Genomic DNA, 24,470 nt, shown 5'->3' on the forward strand with positions numbered 1-24,470 from the left:
TCGCGATACCGCCCACCCGCGCCCCTGCATTCGCTGCGGTCTAGGCGCAATTTTTGCCTAAGCGCCAAAAGCGGTAAAGTTTTCAACGTGCAGCGGGTGCTCCTCCTCGGACGCCGCGACGGGGTCTGATCCAGACCGGCTTCCCGTCGCGGGTGTTCGCGATGCGCCGGTCTGAAGTTTCCCTTCTGAAATCCCCGGAGCAATCACCGTGACTTCCAATCCCGACGCATTCCGCTCGACACGAACCATCGTTCGCCCGGCCGGCCCACCGGCCGCCGGGCAGCCCGCCTGGAATCCGCAGCGGGGCTCGTCGATGCCGGTCAACCGGTACCGGCCGTTCGCCGACGAGGTCGAGCCCGTCCGACTGCCCGACCGCACTTGGCCCGACCGCGTCATCACTCATGCACCGCTGTGGTGTGCGGTGGATCTGCGCGACGGCAACCAGGCGTTGATCGACCCCATGAGCCCGGCGCGTAAGCGCCGCATGTTCGATTTGCTGGTCCGCATGGGCTACAAGGAAATCGAGGTGGGATTCCCGTCGGCCAGCCAGACCGACTTCGACTTCGTCCGCGAAATCATCACCGACGGCGCCATCCCCGACGACGTCACCATCCAGGTGCTGACCCAGTGCCGGCCAGAGCTGATCGAGCGCACCTTCGAGGCGTGCGCCGGTGCGCCGCAGGCCATCGTGCACTTCTACAACTCGACGTCAATCCTGCAGCGCCGCGTTGTTTTTCGTGCCGACCGGGCCGCCGTACAGGCCATCGCGACCGATGGCGCGCGCAAGTGCGTCGAGGAGGCCGCCAAGCGTCCGGGCACGCGGTGGCGGTTCGAGTATTCGCCGGAGTCCTACACCGGCACGGAACTGGAGTACGCCAAGCAGGTGTGTGACGCCGTCGGCGAGATCATCGCACCGACGCCGGACAACCCGATCATCTTCAACCTGCCCGCCACCGTCGAGATGGCCACGCCCAACATCTACGCCGACTCGATCGAGTGGATGAGCCGCAACCTGGCCAACCGGGAATCGGTCATCCTGAGCCTGCATCCGCACAACGACCGCGGAACCGCCGTTGCCGCAGCGGAGTTGGGCTTTTCTGCCGGTGCCGACCGCATCGAGGGCTGCCTGTTCGGCAACGGCGAGCGCACCGGCAACGTCTGCCTGGTGACACTGGGGCTCAACCTGTTCTCCCGCGGCGTGGACCCGCAGATCGACTTCTCCAACATCGACGAGATCCGCCGCACGGTCGAATACTGCAACCAGCTGCCCGTGCCCGAGCGTCACCCCTACGGCGGCGACCTGGTCTATACCGCGTTCTCCGGCAGCCATCAGGATGCCATCAACAAGGGCCTGGACCAGATGAAGGTCGACGCGGACGCCGCGGACACCGACGTCGAAGACATGCTGTGGCAGGTGCCGTATCTGCCGATTGACCCCAAGGACGTCGGACGCACCTACGAGGCCGTGATCCGGGTCAACTCGCAGTCCGGCAAGGGCGGGGTGGCCTACATCATGAAGGCCGATTACGGCCTGTCGCTGCCGCGGCGACTGCAGATCGAGTTCTCCCAGGTGATCCAAAAGATCGCAGAGGGCACAGCAGGGGAAGGCGGCGAGGTCAGTCCCAAGGAGATGTGGGACGCGTTCTTTGAGGAGTACCTGGCCCCGGTGTTACCACTGGAGCGGATCAAACAGCGCGTCGACGCTTCCGAGGAGGACAGCGGCGTCACCCGCATCACCGCGACCGTCAAGATCAACGGCGCGGAGACCGAGATCAGCGGGGAGGGCAACGGCCCCCTTGCCGCGTTCGTCCACGCGCTGGGCCGTGTCGGTTTCGACGTGGCCGTCCTGGACTATTCCGAGCACGCGATGAGCGCCGGTGACGACGCGCAGGCCGCTGCCTATGTGGAGGCGTCGGTGGACGTGCCGATCGCGAGCGCGGAGCAGCCGGGCGAAGCGGGTGGGCACGCGTCCAGCGAGCGCCGCACGGTGTGGGGAGTCGGCATCGCGCCGTCGATCACCGCCGCGTCGCTGCGTGCGGTCGTGTCGGCGGTCAACCGCGCCGCTCGCGGCTGATCAAAACAGCGCCAGCTGCTGGTCCAGCGTGCTGGCGTCGGTGAATTCGTCCATGCTGGTGCCCCCGATGACGGCGCCGACGTAGTCCATGAACTCCGCATCGCAGATCACCGGCACCCCCAGTTGCCGGGCGAGGTAGCCCTTGCCCTGCTCGGCAGCGGGATCGTTGCAGACGACTAGCGAGGTCTCCCGGTCGACGGCCTCGGTGTAGGCCAGCCCGGCATGCAGGATGCGTTCCACGAGTTCCTCGTGGGTGCGGCCAACCTCGGCCGCGAGCGCCACGCGCATGCCCTGCACAAGCGGTCGGCCGCCCACGTAGGGGCCGGGGTTGAGATACGGACACGGCATCCGGGACGCCAGCACCTTGAGTGGTCGCAGCTCGTCATGGGTGACCCGGCCGTTCGGCCAGCGACGCCGGGTCACCGGATGTATCGGCAACCAGATGTCGCTTTCGCGGGCCAGCTTGAGTGCCGAGGCCAGCACGCCGGTCAGCACCATCGCATCGTCGAAGGCGTCGTGCGGCCGCTCCTGGGTGACGCCCCAGTGCGCGGCGAGCGTCTCCAGCCGCAGGTTGTCGATGCCGAGGTCCAGCCGTCTGGCCAGCTCGACGGTGCACATCACACTGTCGACCGGCAGCTCGGTCTCGGCCAGTTCTGCTTCGGCGGCAAGAAACGCGTAGTCGAACGCCACGTTGTGGGCGACCAATGTGCGACCGCGCAGCACCTCGGCCACGTCGCCGACGATGTCGGCGAACTGGGGCTGGTCTTCCAGCATGGCGGAGGTCAAGCCGTGCACGTGGGTGGGACCCGGGTCCACGCCGGGGTTGAGCAGGCTCACCACCGAATGTTCGACGTTGCCGTCGGCGTCCAGGCCGAGCGCCGCGACGCTGATGATCCGTGCCTGACCCGGCCGAAAGCCCGAGGTCTCGACATCGACGACGGCCCAGCCCCCGTCCGGCTCGCTGGCCGGCCGTCCCCAGGACACCCCGCTCATGCACTGAGGATGGCACGGGCGACCGACATCGCCTGTTCGTTGCGCGCCGTGTCGGGCGATGGAATTACGCCGGGCGACCCGCCGCGCCCGGCGACAACCGCCGCGCTTGCGATCGCCCTGGAATTCGAAACCGGTGGGGGCGCGCATTTAAACTTCCCGGGTGGTTACCACCCGTGCCCGTCTGGCCCTCGCCGCAGGAGCGAGTGCGCGCTGGGCGTCGCGGGTGACCGGGCGCGGGGCCGGGGCGATGATCGGCGGCCTCATCGCGCTGGCGCTGGACCGCTCGGTGCTCCGGCAACTCGCCGTCGGACGGCGCACCATCATCGTCACCGGCACCAACGGCAAATCCACCACCACGAGGATGACGTCGGCCGCCCTGGCGACGCTGGGTGCGGTCGCCACCAACGCCGAGGGCGCCAACATGGACGCCGGCCTGGTCGCGGCGCTGGCCGGCAGCCGCGATGCATCCCTGGCGGCCCTCGAAGTCGACGAAATGCACGTCCCGCACGTATCCGACGCCGTCGAACCCAGCGTCGTCGTACTGCTCAACCTTTCACGCGACCAGCTGGACCGGGTCGGCGAGATCAACGTCATCGAGCGGACCCTGCGCGCCGGGCTGGCCCGGCACCCCACGGCGGTGGTCGTCGCCAACTGCGACGACGTGCTGATGACGTCGGCGGCGTACGACAGTGCCAACGTGATTTGGGTGGCCGCGGGCGGTTCGTGGTCGAACGACTCGGTCAGCTGCCCGCGCAGCGGCGAGATCATCGTTCGCGACCGGGGTCACTGGTATTCCACCGGCGCGGACTTCAAACGGCCCAGCCCGCAATGGTGGTTCGACGACGACACCCTCTACGGGCCCGACGGCCTGGCCCTGCCGATGCGGCTGGCGCTGCCCGGCGCGGTCAATCGGGGCAACGCCGCCCAGGCCGTCGCGGCCGCGGTCGCATTGGGCGCCGATCCCGCATCGGCGGTGGCGGCCGTGTCGGCTGTCGACGAGGTCTCGGGCCGTTATCGGACCGTCCGCGTCGGCGCGCACGAGGTGCGCGTCCTGCTGGCCAAAAACCCGGCGGGCTGGCAGGAGGCGCTGTCGATGGTGGACAAGCATGTTGCCGGGGTGGTCATCTCGGTCAACGGCCAGGTGCCCGACGGAGAAGATTTGTCGTGGCTCTGGGATGTGCGATTCGAGCACTTCGATGAAACCGAAGTCGTAGCCGCCGGCGAGCGCGGCACCGACTTGGCGGTGCGTCTGGCATACGCGGGCGTCGAGCACACCCTGGTGCACGACACGGTCGCCGCGATCGCGTCGTGCCCGCCCGGGCGGGTGGAGGTCGTCGCCAACTACACCGCGTTCCTGCAGCTGCAACGAGCATTGGCGCACCATGGCTGACTCGACGGTGCGGATCGGGTTGGTGCTGCCCGACGTCATGGGCACCTATGGCGACGGCGGCAACGCGCTGGTCTTGCGGCAACGACTTCGGCTGCGCGGGATCGCCGCCGAGATCGTCGAGATCACGCTGGCCGACGCGGTGCCCGAGTCGTTGGATCTCTACACGCTGGGCGGAGCCGAGGACTACGCGCAACGCCTGGCCACCCGGCACCTGGTCAAGCACCCGGGCCTGCAGCGCGCTGCCGAAAGGGGTGCTCCGGTGCTGGCGATCTGTGCGGCCGTGCAGGTGCTCGGGCACTGGTATGAAACGTCGGCCGGGGAACGCGTCGACGGCGTGGGCATGCTGGACGCGACGACGTCACCGCAAGAGGCGCGCACCATCGGCGAGCTGGCGACCAAACCGCTGCTGGCGGGCCTGACCGAGCGTCTCACCGGTTTCGAAAACCACCGAGGGGGCACCGTGCTGGGTCCGGCGGCGTCGCCGCTGGGCGCGGTTGTCAAGGGCGTGGGCAACCGGGCAGGCGACGGCTTCGACGGCGCGGTGCAGGGCAGCGTCGTTGCGACATACATGCACGGGCCCTGCCTGGCCCGCAACCCGGAGCTGGCCGATCTGCTGCTCAGCAAGGTGGTCGGCGGGCTGGCTCCGCTAAAACTTCCCGAGGTGGACTTGCTGCGCCGCGAGCGGTTAGCCGCGCGCTGAGGCACGACCGGTTCCGTGCAGCAACGTTGTGGGTACGCGACGTGTCAATGAGCATCCGACGCGTCCGGCACGGCACAGGCACTGACTCCCGGGGCACCGGTTCGACGATGCGCCGGGACACACTGGCGACTGCCATCGGCAATTTCATGGAGTGGTACGACTTCGGCGTCTACGGCTACATCGCGACCACCATTGCGCAGGTCTTCTATCCCGGCAATAGCGTCAGCGCGGTCCATCTCATCGCGACCTTCAGCACGCTGGCGGCGGCGTATGTGGTGCGCCCGCTCGGCGGGTTCGTCCTCGGCCCGCTCGGGGATCGCGTCGGGCGCAAGCGGGTTCTGGTGATCACAATCCTGCTGATGGCGGTGGGTACCACCATGACCGGCTTGCTGCCCGGCTACAGCACCATCGGCATCTGGGCGCCGATCCTCCTGCTGGTCGCGCGGATCTTTCAAGGCCTGTCTACCGGCGGCGAGTTTGTCGGCGCCATGACCTATCTGGTCGAGCGGGCCCCCGACCGCAAGCGGGGCATGATGGTCGGGTTCCTTCCGCTGGGCAACCTGGTCGGCTTCGTGCTCGCCGGCCTGCTGGTGACCGCATTGCAGGCCTCGCTGCCAAGCCACTCGATGCTGGTGTGGGGCTGGCGGATTCCGCTGTTGCTGGGAGCGCCCTTGGGGGTCCTCGCTCTCTACTTGCGGCTGCGGATCGAGGAGTCACCCGCCTACAAACTGGTGAGCGACAACACCGATACGCCAGTTGAGCGCGGCTGGCAGCAGATTCGCAGCACAGTGGTGGAGCAGTGGAGGCCGATGGTGGTCTGCGCGGCAATTGTGGTGGCCTCACAGGTGCCCGACTTCATGCTCACCGGCTACTTACCGACATACCTCAAAGTGGTTGTGCACGTGGGTAATACGCCCAGCCTGGTGATAATCGTCGCAACGTTGGCGATCCTGATGGCCGCAGTGGTGTTCGTCGCCATGTTGTCCGACCGTATCGGCGTCAAACCGATCATGTGGACTGGCTGCGGATTGCTCGTTTTGGCGTCGGTCCCGGCATTCTTGCTGATGCGCTTCGGCGGTGTCTTTCCGTTGATCTTCATCGGCGTGCTGCTCGTCGGGCTGATGGAGCTATGTTTCGACAGCACCACCCCCGCGGCGCTGCCCGCGCTGTTCCCGACCAGGGTGCGCAATGGAGCCCTGGCAATTTCGTACAACATCGCACTGTCAACCGTGGGCGGAACCACCCCGGTGATCGCTCAAGCGCTGATATCCCGCACCGGCAGCGCCATGGTGCCGGCCTACATGCTGATCTTGGCGGGCCTGGTGGGGACGGTCGCCGTTCGATTCATGCCGGAAGTCGCCGGCAAACCGCTGCCGGGATCGGGGCCCGCAGTCGAAAGCGACGCCGGCGAGTTGGCCGGCGCGTGAGAGCTTGCGAGCCGGTGTTCTAAACCATGGCCCGGCGGCCGGCGAGCGCACGGCCTAGCGTCAGTTCGTCAGCGAACTCCAAGTCACCGCCCATCGGCAGCCCCGATGCGATCCGAGTCACGGTCAGGCCGGGGATGTCGCGCAGCATCCGCACCAGGTAGGTGGCCGTCGCTTCGCCTTCGGTGTTCGGGTCGGTGGCAATGATCACCTCGGTGATGTCGACGTCGTCGACCCGCTCCCCGATCCGGCTCAGCAGCTCGCGGATCCGCAGCTGATCGGGTCCCACGCCGGATAACGGATCGAGCGCACCGCCCAGCACGTGGTAGCGGCCACGGAATTCGCGGGTGCGCTCGACGGCCTGAACGTCTTTGGGCTCCTCGACGACGCACACCTGCGAGCCGTCCCGGCGGGGATCCGCGCAGATCCGGCAGCGCTCGTTGTCCGAGACGTTGCCGCACACCACACAGAACCGCACCCCGTCACGGACCTTCGCCAGCACCGCGGTCAGCCGGTCGATATCCGGCGGTTCAACCGACAACAGGTGAAAGGCGATGCGCTGGGCGCTCTTGGGCCCGATGCCCGGCAGCCTGCCGAGCTCGTCGATCAAATCCTGAACGGGTCCTTCGAACATGTTGGTCGCGCGGCCTAGAGTCCCTGCGTCGGGGCGGGCGGTTGTCCTGTCGGCGGGCCGAAGCCGCCCGCCAGCGACCCCAGCCGTTCCTGGGCCATCCGGGTGACCTGTTTGGACGCATCACCCATGGCGCCGACGATCAGGTCCTGCAAGGTCTCGACGTCAGACGGGTCGACGACGGAGGGATCGATCTTCACCGCGACCACTTCGCCGCTGCCCTTGACGACGACCTCGACCAAGCCTCCACCGGCCTGACCATGCACCTCGGCGTTCGCCAGTTGTTGCTGCGCCTCCATGAGCTTTTGCTGCATCTGCTGCGCCTGGGCCAGCAGCGCCGACATATCGCCTCCGGGTTGCATGACAATCCCCTCGCATCTTGGTCTCGAGTTGGTTTCGCTCGTGAGTCTCCGGCGATTCGAAACTCCCAGCGTAGACCGCGCGGCGTTAGCTTTGCGCCGTGGACCTACGACTGAGCAGACGTGTCGGGATCAAATTGGCGGCCGGTGTGCTCGCCGCTGCTTCGACGGCGATCATGCCGACCGCGACGGCGGTCCCATCCAACATCGCCGGCATGGTGGTCTTCATCGATCCGGGACACAACGGCTCCAACGATGGCTCCATCAACCGCCAGGTGCCCACCGGTCGCGGTGGCACCAAAGACTGCCAGACCAGCGGGACGGCCACCAACAGCGGCTTTATGGAGCACACCTTCACCTGGGACACCGCGCTGCGCGTGCGCGCCGCGTTGAACGCCCTGGGCGTGCGTACCGCTCTGTCCCGCGCCAACGACAACGGCCTGGGACCATGTGTCGACGAACGCGCTAATGCGGCCAACGCGCTGCATCCCAACGCGGTCCTGTCCATCCACGCCGACGGTGGGCCGCCATCCGGCCGGGGATTCCACGTCAACTACTCGGCGCCGCCGCTCAATCAGGTGCAGGCGGGCCCATCGGTGCAGTACGCGCGGATCATGCGCGACCAGATGCAGGCCTCGGGGATCCCGCCGGCCAACTACATCGGCCAGAACGGTCTTTACGGCCGCTCGGACCTGACCGGCCTGAATCTGGCGCAGTACCCGTCGATCCTGGTCGAGTGCGGCAACATGAAGAATCCCGCGGACTCGACGCTGATGGAGTCCGCGGAGGGCCGGCAGAAGTACGCCGACGCGCTGGTCCGCGGTGTCGCGGGCTTCCTCGCCTCACAGGGCCAGGCTCGCTGACTGCGCGGCGCTAACTCAGCCTTCCAGTTCCTTCTTCAAATTGGCCAGCACCTCGCCCTGAATCCTCTTGAGCCCCAACGGTGCAAAGGTCTTCTCGAAGAAGCCCTTCACACCGCCGGCACCGGTCCACGTGGTCTTCACAGTGACGCTGGAGCCGGGTCCGGCCGGAGCGACCGTCCAGTTGATCACCATCGACGAGTTCGCATCCTTTTCGATCACGGTATGTCCAGCCACATCGACGTTGACCTGCACGTCGCGCACCCGCGATTTGGTGGCCTGCAGCTTCCACTTGGCGACGGTGCCGGACCCCTGCCCACCCTGCAGTACCTGGTAGTCGCTGTACTGCGGGGAGAGGATCTTGGGACGGACAGTCTGATAGTCCGCGACGGCGGCCAGGGTTGCCGCAGGCTCCGCGTTGATCAAGATGGTGCTGTCTGCGCTCACCTGTGCCAAGGCGACCCCTCCTCATGATGTTTTCCCCGGCGCTCCCCTTTCGGCGGGTGCACGGGCTGTTGTCGAAGACTAGGGTATATCTGGTGCCTGTCCTTGGATCTGCACTCTCGGCCCACAAGTCCGGCGTTGACCGGCTGCTGGCAAGCTATCGATCCATCCCCCCGACATCCGCCGTCCGGCTGGCCAAGCCGACCTCAAATCTGTTCCGCGCCCGCACCAAACGCGACGCGCCCGGCCTGGACACGTCCGGGCTGACCGGCGTGCTGAGCGTGGATCCCGAATCCCGCACCGCCGACGTGGCCGGCATGTGTACATACGAGGACCTGGTTGCCGCGACACTGCCGTACGGGCTTTCACCGCTGGTCGTGCCGCAGCTGAAGACCATCACCCTCGGCGGTGCGGTCAGCGGCCTGGGCATCGAGTCGTCGTCGTTCCGCAACGGTCTGCCGCATGAATCGGTGCTCGAGATGGACATCCTCACCGGCGCTGGCGATTTGCTCACCACCTCACGCACCCAACACCCCGACCTCTTCCGCTCCTTCCCGAATTCGTATGGAACGCTTGGGTATTCAACTCGGCTTCGGATCGAGCTGGAATCCGTCACCCCGTTCGTGGCGCTGCGGCACATCCGATTCCGCTCGCTGCGCGATCTGGTGGCGGCCATGGAACGCATCATCGACACCGGTGGCCACGGTGGGACGCCGGTCGACTACCTCGACGGCGTCGTCTTCAGCGCCGACGAAAGCTACTTGTGCGTCGGTCGGCGGACCACCACGCCCGGCCCGGTCAGCGACTACACCGGCCAAAACATTTACTACCAGTCCATCCGGCACGACACTTCCGGGGTCGAAGCCACCAAGGATGACCGGCTGACCATGCACGACTACTTTTGGCGCTGGGACACCGATTGGTTCTGGTGCTCACGCGCGTTCGGCGCGCAGAACCCGCGGCTGCGACGCTGGTGGCCGCGCCGCTATCGGCGCAGCAGCGTCTACTCGAAGCTGATCTCCCTGGATCGGCGCTTCGGGGTGTCCGACCGTATCGAGGCGCGCAGCGGCCGGCCGGCCCGCGAACGGGTGGTGCAAGACATCGAGGTACCGGTCGAACGGACCTGCGACTTCCTCCAGTGGTTCTTAGACAGCGTGCCGATCACGCCAATCTGGTTGTGCCCGTTGCGTTTACGCGATAACCACGGCTGGCCCTTGTACCCGATTCGGCCGGATCACACCTACGTCAACGTCGGCTTCTGGTCGTCGGTGCCGGCCGGCGCCACCGAAGGTGCCACCAACCGGATGATCGAAGCCAAGGTAGCCGAGCTCGGCGGCCACAAGTCGCTGTATTCCGAATCCTTCTACTCCCGTGAGGACTTCGACGAGTTGTACGGCGGCGAGGCCTACAACACCGTCAAGAAAACCTATGACCCCGATTCTCGTTTACTCGACCTCTACGCGAAGGCGGTGCAACGACGATGACGACGACAAAAGAACCCCACCGCTCGCCGACCGGCAAACTGAGCATGGCCGAGATCCTGGAGGTCTTCGCCGCAACCGGGCGACATCCGCTGAAGTTCACCGCCTATGACGGCAGCACGGCCGGAAGCGAAGACGCCGAACTGGGTCTGGACCTTCGGACGCCCCGCGGCGCCACCTACCTGGCGACCGCGCCCGGCGAACTCGGTCTGGCCCGCGCCTACGTGTCGGGCGACCTGCAGGCGTACGGCGTGCATCCGGGTGATCCGTACCAACTGCTCAAGACGCTGACCGACCGGGTCGAATTCAAGCGGCCACCCGCGCGCGTACTGGCCAACGTCGTCCGTTCGATGGGCTTCGAGCGGTTGTTGCCGGTGCCACCGCCACCCCAGGAAACCCGGCCCCGGTGGCGCCGGATCACCGAAGGGCTGATGCACACCAAGACCCGCGACGCGGAGGCCATCCATCACCACTACGACGTCTCCAACACCTTCTACGAATTGGTGTTGGGTCCCTCGATGACGTACACCTGTGCGGTGTATCCCGACCCCCAGTCAACGCTGGAGGATGCGCAGCAAAACAAGTACCGGCTGATCTTCGAAAAGTTGCGGTTGCAGCCGGGCGACCGGTTGCTCGACGTCGGCTGCGGTTGGGGTGGCATGGTGCGTTACGCCGCGCGGCGCGGCGTCCGTGCGATCGGTGCCACCCTGTCGGCCGAGCAGGCGAAGTGGGCGCAGCGAGCGATCGCCGACGAGGGGCTGTCGGAGATGGCCGAGGTGCGGCACTCCGACTACCGCGACGTGAGCGAGACGAAGTTCGACGCCGTCTCCTCGATCGGGCTGACCGAGCACATCGGCGTCAAGAACTACCCGACCTACTTCGGGTTTTTAAAGTCGAAGCTGCGCACCGGCGGTCTGCTGCTCAACCACTGCATCACCCGCCGCGACAACACCGCGACCTCGTTCGCCGGCGGATTCACCGATCGCTACGTCTTCCCCGACGGAGAGCTCACCGGCTCGGGCCGCATCACCAGTGCGGTCCAGGACGTGGGCTTAGAGGTGTTGCACGCGGAGAACTTCCGCCATCACTACGCGATGACATTGCGCGACTGGTGCCACAACCTGGTCGAGCACTGGGACGTGGCCGTGGCCGAGGTCGGCTTGCCGACCGCCAAGGTGTGGGGCTTGTATATGGCGGCTTCTCGGGTGGCGTTCGAGCAGAACAACCTTCAGCTCCATCACGTGCTGGCGGCCAATACCGACTCGCGGGGCGACGACGACCTGCCGCTGCGGCCGTGGTGGACGGCCTGACGCCCTAGCCGTTGGTGGCGACCCGTTACGCCCGGCTACGCCGCGCTTACGGTCGCCACTAGCCGTTGTCGATGCGACGGGCGCCCAGCTCGTTCTGCAGCAGTTCGAGCGCGACCTCTTCGGGGTCGCGGCGCGGCGCCGACGGCTCGTCGCGGACCGCCTCGGCGAGCATGTGTTCCTCTTCGTCGCGGCGCGCGGAATCCACGTCGGCTGCGGGCTCGGCCGCGTCGGGAACCGCTGGACGGGCTTCCCCGGCGGCGGGTGTGGGTGGCGCGGCCGGCGCCGGTGCGCCGGCCTCGCAGCGCACCCGCCAATCGACACCCAGCGCGTCTTTGAGCGCCTCGGCGATGACATCGGCGTTGCGTTGCTCGCAGAGCCTCTTGGCCAGCGGCGCCGATTCATGGCTGAGCACCAATGTGTTGCCCTCGATGGCCCGGACGGTCGCCCCGGCCAACATCACCTCGGTGGTACGGCTGCGCTGACGCACTTTCTCGCGCACCGTGGGCCACATGCTGCGCACCGCCGCGGTGTTGAGTTCACCTGGCGCAGAAGCCGATTCGGTTACAGGCGCCGGAGCCGGTTCGGGGGGCGCCGCCGCTGCCGGTTCGGCGACCGGAGCCGGCTTGGGCTCAGGCTTCGGCTCGCGCTTGGGTTCGGGGTCGGCGGCGGGGGCCGCGGACGCCCGGGTGAACCGGACGGATTGCTCGGGTTGCGGCCGCGCCGGTGCGCTGCGCGGCGCCGCGGCGGCTTCGGAGCCGGGAATGGACATGTCGAGCCGGGTCTCGATTCTCTCGACGCGTTGCAGCAGCGCCGATTCGGTGTCGCTGGCCGAGGGCAGCAGCAACCGCGCACACACGACTTCGAGCAGCAGACGCGTCGCCGTCGCTCCGCGCATCTCGCCCAGCCCCGCCTGCACCACCTCGGCGTAGCGGGTCAGGGTCGCCGGCCCGATCCGGGTCGCTTGCTCACGCATCCGCTCCAGCACGTCCTCCGGCGCATCCACCACGCCACGGCTGGCGGCATCCGGTACGGCCTGCAGCAGGATCAGGTCGCGAAACCGCTCGAGCAGATCGGTGGCGAAACGCCGTGGGTCGTGGCCGGCATCGATCACCGATTCCACCGCCCCGAACAGCGCCGCGGCATCGGCAGCGGCAAGTGAGTCCACGGCGTCGTCGATCAGCGCGATATCGGTGGCCCCCAAAAGACCCAGCGCCCGCTGATATGTCACATGGGCGCCCTCGGCGCCGGCAACCAGCTGGTCCAGCACCGACAGGGTGTCGCGAGGCGAGCCGCCGCCGGCGCGGATCACCAGCGGGTAGACGGCGTCGTCAACCACGACGCCCTCCTGCTCGCAGATCCGCGCGATCAACGCCCGCATGGTCTTCGGCGGCAACAGCCGGAACGGATAGTGATGCGTGCGCGATCGAATGGTCGGCAGCACCTTCTCGGGCTCGGTGGTGGCGAAGATGAAGATGAGGTGCTCGGGGGGCTCCTCGACGATCTTGAGCAGCGCGTTGAACCCCGCCGTGGTGACCATGTGCGCCTCGTCGACGATGAACACCCGGTAGCGCGACTGGGCGGGCGCATAGAACGCGCGGTCGCGCAGCTCGCGGGTGTCATCCACGCCGCCGTGGCTGGCGGCGTCGAGTTCGACCACGTCGATGCTGCCGGGCGCGTTGGGCGCCAGCGCCTGGCACGAGTCGCAGACTCCGCACGGGGTGGCCGTCGGGCCCTGAACGCAGTTCAGCGAGCGGGCCAGGATGCGCGCCGACGACGTCTTCCCGCAGCCCCGCGGGCCCGAGAACAGATACGCGTGGTTGATCCGGCCCGCTTCCAGGGCGATCGACAGGGGTTCGGTGACGTGCTCCTGCCCCACCACTTCGGCGAAGGTTGCCGGTCGGTACTTGCGGTAGAGGGCCACGGTCAGCAGGCTACCGGCGCCCGCTGACGAGGGCCCGCGGGGCGGCGAATGTGAACGTAGGGCGGGATTTCGGCGATTTTTCCGCCGTCAGTTCACGCTGGACGCGGACGACGCCAGCAGCGACTCGGATGCCGCCAGCAGCGCGCAGGTGGCCAGGCCGTCTACGGCGTCGCGCAGATCCGGCAGCGACGGAAAGGTGGGCGCGATGCGGATGTTCTTGTCCTCGGGGTCCCGGCGGTACGGGAACGACGCACCCGCCTCGGTGACCGCGATGCCGGCGTCCTTGGCCAGCGCGACGGTCCGCTTCGCCGTGCCGGGCAGGACGTCCAGGCTGATGAAGTAGCCGCCCTTGGGGTCGGTCCACGACGCGATCTTGGAGTCGCTGAGCCGCTGATCCAGGATCTCGGCGGCCAACGCGAACTTCGGCGCCAGGATCTGCTGGTGCCGCAGCATGTGCAGCCGCACGCCGTCGGCGTCGCGGAAGAAGCGCAGGTGCCGCAGCTGGTTGAGCTTGTCGGGTCCGATCGACTTCTTACCCGCGTACTGCAGGTACCAGGCGATGTTGCCCAACGATCCGCCCAGGAAGCTCACGCCGGCACCGGCGAAGGTGATCTTCGAGGTGGACGCGAATACGTAGGGCCGGTGGGGGTTCCCGGCCGCGGCCGCCAGCCCGAGCACGTCGACCTGCCGGACGAAGTCATGCGTCAGCGTGTGCACCGCGTATGCGTTGTCCCAGAACAGCCGGAAGTCAGGCGCCGCGGTCCGCATCTGGACGAGCCGCAGAACCGTGTCCCAGGAATAGGTGACCCCGGTGGGATTGCCGAACACCGGGACCGTCCACATGCCCCTGATGGCCGGGTCGGCGGCGACCAGCTCTTCGATCAGGTCGACATCCGGCCCGTCGGACAGCATCGGGACGGGGATCATCTCGATCCCCATCGTCTCGGTGATGGCGAAGTGCCGGTCGTAGCCGGGGGCCGGGCATAAGAACTTGATGCTCGGTTCGTCCTTCCACGGCCGCTGCGAGTCCACGCCGCCGTACAGCATCGAGAAGGCGACGATGTCGTGCATCAGCTCCAGGCTGGAGTTGTTGCCCGCGATCAGGTTCTGCACCGGGATGCCCAGCAGCTCCCCGAAGATGGCCCGTAGCTCTGGCAGGCCGTGCAGGCCACCGTAGTTGCGGGTGTCGGTGCCCTCGCTGTCGCGGAAGTCGTCCCCTGGCAGGCTCAGCAGTGGGTTGGACAGGTCTAGCTGCGCGGGAGCCGGTTTGCCTCTTGTCAGGTCCAGGGCGAGCTTCTTGGCTTGCAGGTCGGTGTAAGCCTGCTGATGACGATTGTTCGCGGCCGCGAGCTCGGCGTGGGTGAGGGACTCCAGCGACACCATGGATCCTTTCGCTTTCGAAGGCGGGAAACCCCTAGTGGCGATCGCAAGCGCGCCGAAGCCGGGCGAAGCGGATCGCGACTCACGGAGATAGGGGACCCCGCGCACCCGACAGAGCCCATTGACCCTTGCTGCCTTCCGGCCCTGGGGGAGTTCACAGGATAGACGCCGCGCGGGGTCCAGCGACGAGTCTAATACCTGGCCCGAAGTCGACGGCGAGCAACTGGCGGGGGCCGCCGGGCCCTCGGTTACCATGGCCACGGAGGATTCGCCTAGTGGCCTATGGCGCTCGCCTGGAACGCGGGTTGGGTTAACAGCCCTCGCGGGTTCAAATCCCGCATCCTCCGCCATCGTCCGCAAAGCGGACACGTACGAATTGATATGGATTCGGGTCGGCCGCCTTTAGGCTGGCCTGAATTCACCAGCACGAGGAGGGGTATGGGGCGCAAGGTCGCCATCCCGTGGCACGCGCTATTTTCGATCGCTGCCGGCTTCCTCTACTTCTTCTTCGTGTTGCCCCGCTGGCCTGAGCTGATGGGCGAGACCGCGCATACGTTGGGGACGGCGCTGCGCATCGCGACGGGTGCGCTCATCGCGCTCGCGGCGCTGCCCGTGGTGTTCACCCTGCTGCGCACCCGCAAGCCCGAGTTGGGGACGCCGCAGCTGGCCCTGTCCATCAGGGTCTGGTCGATAGCGGCCCACGTGCTGGCCGGTGTGCTGATCATCGGGACGGCGATGAGCGAGATCTGGCTGAGCCTGGACGCCGCCGGACGGTGGTTGTTCGGAATCTACGGGGCGGCCGCCGCGATCGCGTTGCTCGGCATTTTCGCGTTCTACCTCTCCTTCGTCGCCGAGCTTCCCCCACCGCCGCCTAAACCGATCAAGGCGAAGAAACCCAAGGAGCGTCGCGTGCGGCGCAAGAAAGGCGCCGACGCCGCGGAAGCTGAAGAAGCCGACGCCGAAGAACCCGAGGAAGCCGAAGACACCCAACAGGCCGAGGCCGCTGAAACTGACGCGGACGCGACGGGCGAGGCGGAAACCGCCCCGGCGGAAGCCGAAGAGACCACGGAAGTTGAGGCTGCGGAGCCGGCGGCGGCCCCCAGCGAAATCACCGCAGAAACCGCGGAAACCGTCGACTCTGAGGCGGCAGCGGAGTCGGCGACCGACGCGTCACCCGTCGCAGACACCACCCAGACGTCCGAGGCGACCGGTGATGCGGGCGACGAGTCGAAGGCCAAATTGCGCAACCGACGCCCGACCGGCAAGGGGTCGCACCGGATGCGACGCAGGCGCACGCGTGCAGGCGTGGCGCTGGACGAAAGCGCCGACGAGAACTAATCAGCGGCGCCGCAGCCGCTCCACGTAGGCCGCTATGCGTTGCAGCGTCTCGTCGGTGCCCCACATCCGCCGAACCTCGCCATCAACGCCGCGGGCCTCGCGGATCCGCGCCATGGTCGGGGCGTGCAACTGGTTCTTCGTCTGCCGGTAGGCGTCGGCCGGGATGCTGCCCAGGTCCGACGCCTCCGCCACGGCCGCCGCGACGAGCTCGTCGGCGACGACGCGGTGGGCCAGTCCCCGCGCCACGGCCTCCGCGCCCCGATAGTTGCCGCCGCCCAGCAGCACCTCATCGGCGTGCCTCCCGCAGGCGTAACGCATGACCTCCAACGCCGGGACCGGAAACGGCACCCCAACGCGCACCTCGGCCGCGCCGATCTGCGCCTCGGGGCTGATCAAGCGGCGGTCGCAGGCGCATGCAAGGACGCAGCCGCCCGCGATGGCAGCGCCGTTGATCGCGGCGACGGTCGGTCCCGGATAGCTGAACATCGCCTCGAACGCCACGGACAGCGCGGGTACCAGCCGATCGGTGTAGCCCGTGCCGCCCTGCACCACGCGATTGAGGTCGACGCCGGCGCTGAAGGCACGCCCGGCACCCGTGACAACCAGCGCGCCGGCGCCCGAACGTGCCAGCTCGCGCACCGCCGAAACCAGCTCCTCGAGAAGCTCGACATCCTGCGCGTTGACTGGGCCCGACGAAAGGGTCAGCACCCGTACGGTTCCCACGGTGCTGATGTCGATCATGATCATTTCTCCGATCAGCGGCTGACGGCCGCGAGGACCACGGGAATGGGTGTGTTCTCGTCGGTGTGATAGCTCGCGCAGACGCGGTGGTAACCGTCGGCGATCTGCAACGCAACCCCGCTCGTGAAGTCGCCGCGCACCAGCAGGATGGGCGACAGCGGCAAGCCTTTTTCGACCTTGGTCAGGTCCGCGGCGACATGGGGATTGTCCGCCGGCAGCAGGCTCAGCTGCGCCGCCCGCAGAATGTCCTTGGCCTTCCTGTGTGTCACGGTGCCCGATTTCAGCTTCTTGATCACCTTCTTCACGGTCTGTCCGTGCGCAACCATGGTGAGGTAGTCCGCCGCCGCCGGAAAGTCATGAGACTCAGGCTTTTCCAACCATTTCACGCTCAGCATCGCGATACTCCCTTCGGCGGCTCCGACATCGACGCAGCCTACCGGCTCGTCCCCGACCGAATTTGGGATCTTTTCGCCGAAGTATTGGCCTCGGAATCTGCCTATTAGGCCTACTAAGAACCCGGGCCATTCCCTATGCTGAGCGAGTGCCAAACACCTTTCGCGTCGTTCAGTGGAATACCGGAAACGTCGGCAAGAGCTCACTGAAATCGATCGTCACCAACCCCACCCTGGAATTGGTCGGCTGCTACGCCTGGTCGCCGGAGAAGGCCGGGCGCGACGCCGGCGAACTCGTCGGGATCCCGCCGCTTGGGATCACGGCCACCAACGACATCGACGAGTTGCTGGCCCTCAAGCCGGACTGCGTGGTCTACAACCCGATGTGGATCAACGTCGACGAACTGGTCCGCATCCTGTCCGCGGGCGTCAACGTGGTGACCACGGCCTCGTTCATCACCGGGCACAACCTCGGCGACGGCCGCGACCGCATCTTGGCGGCCTGCGAGAAGGGCGGGTCCACGATCTTCGGGTCGGGTGTCAGCCCGGGTTTCGCCGAACTGTTGGCCATCGTGTCGGCCATGGTTTGCAACCGGATCGACAAGGTCACCGTCAACGAGGCCGCCGACACCACCTTCTACGACTCGCCGGAGACCGAGAAGCCCGTCGGCTTCGGCCAGCCGATCGACCACCCCGACCTGCCGGCGATGGCCGCGAAGGGCACGGCCATCTTCGGCGAGGCCGTCCGGCTGGTGGGCGACGCGCTCGGCGTCGAGCTGGACGAAGTGAAGTGTGTCGCCGAGTTCGCCCAGACCACCGAGGATCTCGTCATGGCTTCCTGGACCATCCCCGCGGGACACGTCGCGGGGACCTACATCAGCTGGCAGGGCATCGTCAACGGCAAGACGCTGATCGACCTCAACGTCCGCTGGAAGAAGGGCCAGACCCTGGAGCCCGACTGGAAGATCGAGCAGGACGGCTGGGTCATCCAGGTCGACGGGCAACCGACGGTCACCACCAAGGTCGGCTTCCTGCCACCGCCGTACTTCGAGGCCACCACGCTCGAGGAATTCATGGACCTCGGCCACATCATGACGGCCGTGCCGGCCATCAACGGGATCGCCGCCGTGGTCGCCGCGGCGCCGGGAATTGCCACCTACGCCGATCTTCCGCTGACGCTGCCGCGCGGCAACGCGTATCTCGGGTAGCCGGATCAGCCCTCGCCCGCCGCCACGGCCTCGCGGACATTAGCCCGTCGCCGAGCGGGTTTGGCGTAGCGGGCACCCAGCGGCGGCACCGCGAGCGGGCCCTGGTCACGGACCGCCTCGATGGCGTTGCGCAGCGGACGGGCAAGGCCCGCAAAGGATCCCATGTCGAACAGCAGCGGTGTCAGCAGTCGGTTGTGAATGAAACCGAAGGCGCTGCCGGTCTCGGGGTCGGCCCAGCCGAGCGTTCCGCCCAGACCGACGTGACCGAAACCGCGGAGTAAACCGGGAACCGGCGACTCATGGTAGCCCAAGTGAAAAGGCATGGGCACCACCATGTTCGCATCGGGCCACTTGCGGCGCGCCTGCCCGGCCAGTCCGTGCGCCAGATCTTCGGACAGGAACTTTTTTCCATCGATGCGGCCGTCGTTGGCCAGCGCGCCGAACATTTTGGCGAGCGCGCGGCCGGTGACCACGCCGTTGGCCGCGGGGACCTCGCCGTCCAAAAACGCGGTGTCGCCCTTGATCAGGGAGATGACGCCGGGGAAGTACATCGCGCCCAGCGCACCGGAGAATGGCAGACCGGCCACCCTCGGTGCGATGAAGTTGAACACCGGTGCGCGCAGCCTGCCCTGCGGTATCAGGATTTGCGCCGGTGTGGTCGGTGAGCCCTGCGGTGGGCGGCCCAGATGCAACCCGTCGGTGTTGAGCGGGCGGGCCACCTCCTGGCGGATCAGTTCCCGCATGCCCTTGCCGGTCACCGCCCGGGCCAGACCGGACAGCAGCCAGCCGAAGGTGAGCGCGTGGTAGGCCTGCACGCCGCGCAGGTGGTCGACCGGCGCCGCGGCCAGCCGCTCCTCCATGAGCAGGTGATCCATCAACTCCGTCTTGGTGACTCCGCGCAGGTGTGACAACCCGGAACGGTGCCGCAGGACGTCGCGGACCGTGATCTCGCCCTTTCCATTGGCGCCGAACTCGGGCCAATATTCGGCGACCGGCGCGTCGTAGGACAGCAGGCCGCGGTCGGCGAGCCGGTGAATCACCGTCGCCGCGACCCCCTTGGTCGCCGAGAACACCATGGCGCCGGTGTCCGCGGTCCAGCGCTGCGTGCCGGCCCGGTCCGACCACCCGGTCCACACGTCCACGACGGGAATCCCCCCGACATACACACTCAGCGCCCCGCCACCGAAGCGACGACCGGGAAACAGCTGGGAGAACATCCTGATGGCGCTCGCGAAGCGCGGGTCTGCAGCGCCGGACACACCGCGTGGCAAGCCAGCGTCGGTGACCAGCAGAGTCGACGGCGTCACCGCGTCGCGACGCCTCGATCGTTCACGAACTTGAAGCTATCAGCCCTCCGGTGGCTCAGGTTTCGAACCGGGGGCTTGCTCGGGGGGCAAGTCTCCCAAATAGCGCTTGAGCCGCACCAGTTGGTTGACCACCATGCCGATGCCGAGCAGCATCAGCACCACCACTACCGCCACCACAATTGCGGTACTCACCGGTCCATGATGACAGGGTGGGCGTTTTGATAACTCTCATTGCTGGGTAGCCACAGCGGCATGAGCAACGAAGACAAGCTGAAGAACAAGGTCGAGGACCTGGGCGGCCGGGCCAAAGAGGCCATCGGCAAGGCCACCGGAGACGCCGACACCCGGGACGAGGGCAAGGCGGACCAAGCGAAATCCAGCCTGAAGGACGCCGGCGAAAAGGTGAAGGACGCCTTCAAAAAGTAAATGAACAACCGCATGGAGTTGGCCGTGATGTCGGTGCGCCGGTTGGTCGTGTCCGCGCTGTCGGTGGCGGCGGCGGCCGGTTCAGTGGTGTGGAGCGCATCCGTTCCGTCCGCGGCGGCCGAGCCGTGTCCCGACGTCGAAGTCGTTTTCGCCCGAGGATCCGGCGAAGCACCAGGTGTCGGCGGAATAGGTCAGACATTCATCGATTCGTTGCGCTCACAGGTCGGTGACAAATCGCTGACCGTGTATCCAGTCAATTACCCTGCCAGCACTGATTTTTCGAGCCCCGACTTCCCGTTGACCGTCATCGACGGCATCCGGGACGCCAGTTCGCACATCGAGTCGATGGCCGCGAATTGCCCCAACACCAAAGAGGTGCTCGGCGGCTACTCGCAGGGCGCGGCGGTGGCCGGCTACACCACCTCGGCCGCCGTGCCCCCGGGCGTGCCCGCGTCGGCGGTGCCCCCACCGATGCCGCCTGACGTCGCAAAGCACGTCGCCGCCGTGACGTTGTTCGGTACGCCGTCGGGCCAGTTCCTGCGGAAGTACAACGCACCGCCGCTGATTATCGGCCCGTCGTATCAGGCCAAGACGCTCGAGTTGTGCGCGCAGGGCGACCCGATCTGCGGCAACGCCGACGGCAACGACCTCGCCGCGCACACGTCGTATCCGCTTAACGGGATGACCAGTCAAGCTGCCAACTTCGCTTCCAGCCACCTCTGATATTGCGGTCTTGCAGAATGAGCCAATGCGGGTTCTGATCACGGGCGGCACCGGATTCGTCGGCGGATGGACCGCCAAGGCGATCTCCGATGCGGGGCACGCGGTCAGGTTCCTGGTCCGAAACCCCGACAAGCTGCACACCACCGTCGCCAAGCTGAGTGTCGACGTCTCGGACTTCGCCGTCGCCGATATCACCGACCGCGTAGCGGTGCGAGCGGCGTTGCAGGGATGCGACGCCGTTGTGCACAGCGCCGCGCTGGTCGCGACCGATCCGCGCCAGACGCCCGAGATGCTCGCCACCAACATGCAGGGGGCCCAGAACGTGCTGGGCCAGTCGGTCGAACTCGGCCTGGATCCCATCGTCCACGTCTCCAGCTTCACCGCGCTGTTTCATCCGGACCTGGAGACGCTGACGGCGGACCTGCCGGTGGTCGGCGGGGCAGACGGATACGGAACGTCCAAGGCGCAGGTCGAGATCTATGCCCGGGGGCTGCAGGACGCAGGTGCGCCGGTCAACATCACGTACCCCGGCATGGTGCTCGGTCCGCCGGTCGGCGACCAATTCGGTGAGGCCGGCGAGGGTGTGCGGGCGGCCGTGCAGATGCACGCGATCCCCGGTCGCAGCGCCGCGTGGCTGATAGTCGACGCCCGCGATCTGGCCGCGCTGCACGCGGCGTTGCTTGAGCCCGGGCGCGGGCCACGCCGCTACACCGCCGGTGGTCATCGCGTGCCCGCGGCCGACCTCGCGGATCTGCTCGGCGAAGTCGCCGGGACGCCGATGGTCGCCGTCCCGATCCCGGACACCGCGCTGCGCGTTGCGGGCGCGGTGCTGGATCGGGCGAACCGTTTCCTGCCCTTCGATACGCCGTTCACCTGGGCCGGAATGCAGTACTACACGCAGATGCCGGCGTCCGACGATTCCCCGAGCGAACGCGACCTCGGCATCACGTATCGCGACCCCAAACAGACTGTGGCGGACACCTTCGAGGCCATGCGTGCCGGCGGCGGTTAGCCGCCGCGCGATTCAGCTGGCGGGCTTGATTTCCAGGCCGACGTGCACCTTGTCGATGCCGCCCCGGACGATTGAGTGCACGTAGAACCACGGCGCGTGATACCAGTACCGCTTGAGGACGGCGTTGTAGACACGTCGGGTCTCGGACTTCGGCAGCACGCGGGCCTTCGCTTCGACCTCTTCGCTCTTGGGCTTGCCCAGCACCCCACTCCTGGCGATCGTCACCCTGGGAGTGTTGTTGATCCGCTTGGTTTTCCACGAACCGTCGTCGGTGATCACCAACAGCGTGTCGTCGCCGTCGGGCACGCCCCAGATCGGTGTCGGCTTAGGACGCCCGTCCTTGGTGAATGTCGTCAGCAGCAAATACTTGGATTCGATAACGTCTTTGAAGCTGGGGGCCACGCGTGTTCCCTATCTGTGAGTGGATTTGCCCCATCATTCCCCAATCGTGACGTTCCCAATCATCGAGACCGGCGTCGAAACTTCCGCCGAGGCGTCAATTGGTTGCCGCGGCCGAAATGGATTGGCTCACCGTATAACTGTCGATGCCTTCGGTACCGAGGTCCCGGCCGTACCCACTGTCCTTGACCCCGCCGAAAGGTGCCGCCGGATCCATGATGTAGCCCTCGTTGACGGCCGAAGGTGCCCGACCGCACCCTGGCCGCCACGCCGTAACCGCGCTCGACGTCGGCGGTGAACACCGATCCCGCCAGCCCGTACTCGGAGTCGTTGGCGATTCGAACCGCCTCGTCCTCGTCCCGGTAGGAGATGACGGTCAGCACCGGGCCAAAGATCTCCTCGCGGGCGACCCGCATGCCATTGGTGGCGTCGCTGAACAGCGTCGGCCTTACGTACCAACCGGTTTCGAGGCCATCAGGCATCTCGCTGCCGCCGGTCACCAGGCGCGCCCCTTCGCTGCTGCCCTCTTCGATGTAGCCGCGAACCCGCTCCTGCTGCCGTTGGTAATTCGCTGCCATGCCGCAGAACGCCGCGATCATGATCAGCGGCAGGCGGACCTGCGCCATCTTGGCGAACGTGATGCGAGCGCCGATCTCGGCCGAGATCAAGGCGGCCATATCGGCTGGGCGCTCCTTGTAGACGCCGGCCAGGCGGGTGAGCGCCTCGATCCGTTCCGCCGGTTGCATGCGCGGCCACGGCCCGGTGTGAAAGCCGTGCGCGCCGCGCCGACGGCGCGGTTCACATCCTGGGGTCCCGCGGCAACCGCGTGACCGATCACCGCCTCGCTGTGCGGCGATATCACCGAAATGACGGTGTCGTGTCCAGAGGCTGGCGCCCTGCACTCCCCACGATGAAGAGCCGGTCCCTTTCGTACATCGATCTCCTTGCGGCTCTGCGTGTTCAGCGATCAGGTGTTGCGCCCGCCATTGACCCCGAGTATCTGGCCGGTGATGTAGCCGGCTTCCTCGGAGACAAAGAACGCGCATGCTGCGGCGATGTCCTCCGGCTTGCCGACGCGGCGTACCGGGGTGCGCTGTATGTGGTCCTCCACCGTGCCACCGAGCAGGTGCCGCCGCTCGGCGCTGCGCAGCATGGGTGTATCGATGAACCCCGGCGGCACCGCGTTGACGGTGATCCCGGCTGGTCCGTATTCGAGGGCCAGCGACTTGGTCAGGCCGTTCACCGCGGACTTCGCGGCCACGTAGTGGGCCATGTACGGCTGGCCGGAGTGGGTGCTCGACGACGAGATGTTGACGATCCGCCCCCATCCCGCCTCGACCATGTCGGGCAGCACCGCCTGGATGGTGTGAAAGACCCCGTGCAGGTTCACGTCGATCACCTTCGACCAGTCCTCGAAAGACATGTCGGAGAACTTTCCGAACCCCTCCACGCCCGCCGCGTTGACCAACACCAGAATCGGCCCGAACTTCTCGCGGATCTTCGCTATCGCGGTCTCGACCTGGGCGCGGTCCGTGACATCGGCGCGGTAACCGAAGCCGTCGTCGGTGGGAGACAGATCGAGGACGGCGACTTGAAATCCGTCTCTACGCAATCGCTGGGCGACGGCTCGGCCGATCCCCGAAGCACCGCCGGTAACGACCGCCGTCTTCACGCGAGCACCACCCGACTTTTGCTGAGCGACCGCCCAAATGCTGGGCTTCACATGCCTATCACCCGGCCTCGGCGACGGTCAAGCGCGCGTTGCCGATTTCGCCTTGATTCCGCTCAGTCGCCCCTCTTAGGGTCCGTCGATGGACGGAGTCACGGTGCAGCAGTCGCAGATCGAACTGTTTGCGCCCGTGGTGGCGCGCCTGCACGGACGGTGAGCCTTGACCACTGCCACCGGAGGTGCAAACATGTCAGCTACCCGGTTTGGGCGATCGCTCAAACGAGCGGG

24 protein-coding genes, 1 tRNA gene, 1 other RNA gene and 1 pseudogene are annotated in these 24,470 nt (G+C 67.0%); 13 read left to right on the forward strand and 14 right to left on the reverse strand.

Translation table 11 applies throughout. The features are described 5' to 3' along the window. Positions 1–208: 208 nt before the first annotated feature. Positions 209–2,074, forward strand: a complete 1,866-nt coding sequence (leuA, locus tag AC5Y4F_RS19700; RefSeq protein WP_067932395.1) for a 2-isopropylmalate synthase — start codon at positions 209–211, stop codon at positions 2,072–2,074. Here the strand turns inward: leuA and AC5Y4F_RS19705 are convergent, their stop codons facing one another. Then, a complete protein-coding gene (locus tag AC5Y4F_RS19705) occupies positions 2,075–3,067 on the reverse strand; it encodes a DEDDh family exonuclease (protein ID WP_067932397.1) in 993 nt (330 codons plus the stop codon). It lies immediately after the preceding gene. A 160-nt stretch (positions 3,068–3,227) separates the two neighbouring features. Between AC5Y4F_RS19705 and AC5Y4F_RS19710 the strand changes: the two genes are divergently transcribed. The 3 genes from AC5Y4F_RS19710 to AC5Y4F_RS19720 all read left to right on the forward strand — a co-directional run bounded on the left by AC5Y4F_RS19710 (position 3,228) and on the right by AC5Y4F_RS19720 (position 6,584). Further along, entirely contained in the window at positions 3,228–4,457 is a 1,230-nt protein-coding gene (locus tag AC5Y4F_RS19710) for a Mur ligase family protein (RefSeq protein ID WP_499997964.1), read from the forward strand. After that, on the forward strand, positions 4,450–5,157 hold the full coding sequence (locus tag AC5Y4F_RS19715; protein ID WP_499997966.1) for a type 1 glutamine amidotransferase: 708 nt from the start codon (positions 4,450–4,452) through the stop codon (positions 5,155–5,157). Before AC5Y4F_RS19710 ends, AC5Y4F_RS19715 begins: the two co-directional genes overlap by 8 nt. Before the next feature lie 107 nt (positions 5,158–5,264). Beyond that, positions 5,265–6,584: an MFS transporter gene (locus AC5Y4F_RS19720; RefSeq protein ID WP_067932403.1), complete on the forward strand. Its 1,320-nt coding sequence runs from the start codon at positions 5,265–5,267 to the stop codon at positions 6,582–6,584. 19 nt (positions 6,585–6,603) lie between these two features. Here the strand turns inward: AC5Y4F_RS19720 and recR are convergent, their stop codons facing one another. Both recR and AC5Y4F_RS19730 read right to left on the reverse strand, forming a co-directional pair. Then, positions 6,604–7,215: a recombination mediator RecR gene (gene recR, locus AC5Y4F_RS19725; protein WP_067932405.1), complete on the reverse strand. Its 612-nt coding sequence runs from the start codon at positions 7,213–7,215 to the stop codon at positions 6,604–6,606. Between the two features lie 14 nt (positions 7,216–7,229). Then, complete coding sequence (locus AC5Y4F_RS19730) at positions 7,230–7,574, reverse strand: YbaB/EbfC family nucleoid-associated protein (RefSeq protein WP_067932407.1); 345 nt, start codon at positions 7,572–7,574, stop codon at positions 7,230–7,232. 98 nt (positions 7,575–7,672) lie between these two features. Between AC5Y4F_RS19730 and AC5Y4F_RS19735 the strand changes: the two genes are divergently transcribed. Next, complete coding sequence (locus tag AC5Y4F_RS19735; RefSeq protein WP_067932409.1) at positions 7,673–8,434, forward strand: Rv3717 family N-acetylmuramoyl-L-alanine amidase; 762 nt, start codon at positions 7,673–7,675, stop codon at positions 8,432–8,434. A gap of 15 nt (positions 8,435–8,449) precedes the next feature. On the opposite strand, the gene AC5Y4F_RS19740 is transcribed toward AC5Y4F_RS19735, so the two are convergent. Further along, positions 8,450–8,887: an SRPBCC family protein gene (locus AC5Y4F_RS19740; protein ID WP_067932410.1), complete on the reverse strand. Its 438-nt coding sequence runs from the start codon at positions 8,885–8,887 to the stop codon at positions 8,450–8,452. Positions 8,888–8,967: 80 nt separating this feature from the next. Between AC5Y4F_RS19740 and AC5Y4F_RS19745 the strand changes: the two genes are divergently transcribed. After that, a complete protein-coding gene (locus tag AC5Y4F_RS19745) occupies positions 8,968–10,359 on the forward strand; it encodes an FAD-binding oxidoreductase (RefSeq protein WP_197520505.1) in 1,392 nt (463 codons plus the stop codon). After that, positions 10,356–11,666 carry a class I SAM-dependent methyltransferase gene (locus tag AC5Y4F_RS19750; protein WP_197520500.1) on the forward strand — a complete coding sequence of 437 codons (1,311 nt, stop codon included), beginning with the start codon at positions 10,356–10,358 and terminating at the stop codon, positions 11,664–11,666. Before AC5Y4F_RS19745 ends, AC5Y4F_RS19750 begins: the two co-directional genes overlap by 4 nt. Before the next feature lie 58 nt (positions 11,667–11,724). Here AC5Y4F_RS19750 and AC5Y4F_RS19755 read toward each other — a convergent pair whose 3' ends face one another. The 3 genes from AC5Y4F_RS19755 to ffs all read right to left on the reverse strand — a co-directional run bounded on the left by AC5Y4F_RS19755 (position 11,725) and on the right by ffs (position 15,152). Beyond that, a complete protein-coding gene (locus tag AC5Y4F_RS19755; RefSeq protein WP_499997973.1) occupies positions 11,725–13,587 on the reverse strand; it encodes a DNA polymerase III subunits gamma/tau in 1,863 nt (620 codons plus the stop codon). Between the two features lie 87 nt (positions 13,588–13,674). Beyond that, positions 13,675–14,970: an aspartate aminotransferase type Ic gene (locus AC5Y4F_RS19760; RefSeq protein ID WP_499997975.1), complete on the reverse strand. Its 1,296-nt coding sequence runs from the start codon at positions 14,968–14,970 to the stop codon at positions 13,675–13,677. 85 nt (positions 14,971–15,055) lie between these two features. Continuing rightward, an RNA gene (ffs, locus tag AC5Y4F_RS19765) (signal recognition particle sRNA small type) lies at positions 15,056–15,152 on the reverse strand. 76 nt (positions 15,153–15,228) lie between these two features. Between ffs and AC5Y4F_RS19770 the strand changes: the two genes are divergently transcribed. After that, a tRNA-Ser gene (locus AC5Y4F_RS19770) sits at positions 15,229–15,317 on the forward strand. Between the two features lie 88 nt (positions 15,318–15,405). Beyond that, positions 15,406–16,305: a lipid uptake coordinator LucA gene (gene lucA / locus AC5Y4F_RS19775; protein ID WP_499997978.1), complete on the forward strand. Its 900-nt coding sequence runs from the start codon at positions 15,406–15,408 to the stop codon at positions 16,303–16,305. Here the strand turns inward: lucA and AC5Y4F_RS19780 are convergent, their stop codons facing one another. Further along, the gene (locus AC5Y4F_RS19780; protein WP_499997979.1) at positions 16,306–17,046 is read right to left on the reverse strand and encodes an enoyl-CoA hydratase/isomerase family protein; all 741 of its coding nucleotides are present in this window, start codon (positions 17,044–17,046) and stop codon (positions 16,306–16,308) included. It abuts the gene before it with no gap. Between the two features lie 14 nt (positions 17,047–17,060). Then, positions 17,061–17,441 carry a hypothetical protein gene (locus tag AC5Y4F_RS19785; RefSeq protein WP_067932422.1) on the reverse strand — a complete coding sequence of 127 codons (381 nt, stop codon included), beginning with the start codon at positions 17,439–17,441 and terminating at the stop codon, positions 17,061–17,063. A gap of 146 nt (positions 17,442–17,587) precedes the next feature. On the opposite strand from AC5Y4F_RS19785, the gene AC5Y4F_RS19790 reads away from it, so the two are divergent. After that, positions 17,588–18,646, forward strand: coding sequence for an NAD(P)H-dependent amine dehydrogenase family protein (locus AC5Y4F_RS19790; protein WP_067932423.1), 1,059 nt, complete (start codon positions 17,588–17,590; stop codon positions 18,644–18,646). A 5-nt stretch (positions 18,647–18,651) separates the two neighbouring features. On the opposite strand, the gene lipL is transcribed toward AC5Y4F_RS19790, so the two are convergent. After that, on the reverse strand, positions 18,652–19,953 hold the full coding sequence (lipL, locus tag AC5Y4F_RS19795; RefSeq protein WP_499997982.1) for an esterase/beta-lactamase LipL: 1,302 nt from the start codon (positions 19,951–19,953) through the stop codon (positions 18,652–18,654). A gap of 39 nt (positions 19,954–19,992) precedes the next feature. Then, a complete protein-coding gene (locus AC5Y4F_RS19800; protein ID WP_499998093.1) occupies positions 19,993–20,145 on the reverse strand; it encodes a hypothetical protein in 153 nt (50 codons plus the stop codon). A 60-nt stretch (positions 20,146–20,205) separates the two neighbouring features. Between AC5Y4F_RS19800 and AC5Y4F_RS19805 the strand changes: the two genes are divergently transcribed. From AC5Y4F_RS19805 to AC5Y4F_RS19815, 3 genes are read left to right on the forward strand one after another with little or no spacing between them, the layout of a single operon-like run. After that, positions 20,206–20,379: a CsbD family protein gene (locus AC5Y4F_RS19805; protein ID WP_499997984.1), complete on the forward strand. Its 174-nt coding sequence runs from the start codon at positions 20,206–20,208 to the stop codon at positions 20,377–20,379. A 12-nt stretch (positions 20,380–20,391) separates the two neighbouring features. Then, positions 20,392–21,102 carry a cutinase family protein gene (locus AC5Y4F_RS19810; RefSeq protein WP_499998082.1) on the forward strand — a complete coding sequence of 237 codons (711 nt, stop codon included), beginning with the start codon at positions 20,392–20,394 and terminating at the stop codon, positions 21,100–21,102. A 25-nt stretch (positions 21,103–21,127) separates the two neighbouring features. Further along, the gene (locus AC5Y4F_RS19815) at positions 21,128–22,114 is read left to right on the forward strand and encodes an SDR family NAD(P)-dependent oxidoreductase (RefSeq protein ID WP_499997986.1); all 987 of its coding nucleotides are present in this window, start codon (positions 21,128–21,130) and stop codon (positions 22,112–22,114) included. Positions 22,115–22,126: 12 nt separating this feature from the next. On the opposite strand, the gene AC5Y4F_RS19820 is transcribed toward AC5Y4F_RS19815, so the two are convergent. The 3 genes and pseudogenes from AC5Y4F_RS19820 to AC5Y4F_RS19830 all read right to left on the reverse strand — a co-directional run bounded on the left by AC5Y4F_RS19820 (position 22,127) and on the right by AC5Y4F_RS19830 (position 24,185). Then, positions 22,127–22,516: a PPOX class F420-dependent oxidoreductase gene (locus AC5Y4F_RS19820; RefSeq protein WP_067932432.1), complete on the reverse strand. Its 390-nt coding sequence runs from the start codon at positions 22,514–22,516 to the stop codon at positions 22,127–22,129. Positions 22,517–22,610: 94 nt separating this feature from the next. Continuing rightward, positions 22,611–23,076: pseudogene (locus tag AC5Y4F_RS19825) on the reverse strand (aldehyde dehydrogenase family protein); the annotation flags it as partial. 404 nt (positions 23,077–23,480) lie between these two features. Next, entirely contained in the window at positions 23,481–24,185 is a 705-nt protein-coding gene (locus AC5Y4F_RS19830) for an SDR family NAD(P)-dependent oxidoreductase (RefSeq protein WP_067932570.1), read from the reverse strand. Between the last annotated feature and the right edge of the window lie 285 nt (positions 24,186–24,470).

It is taken from the genome of Mycobacterium sp. NGS56, assembly GCF_059812425.1.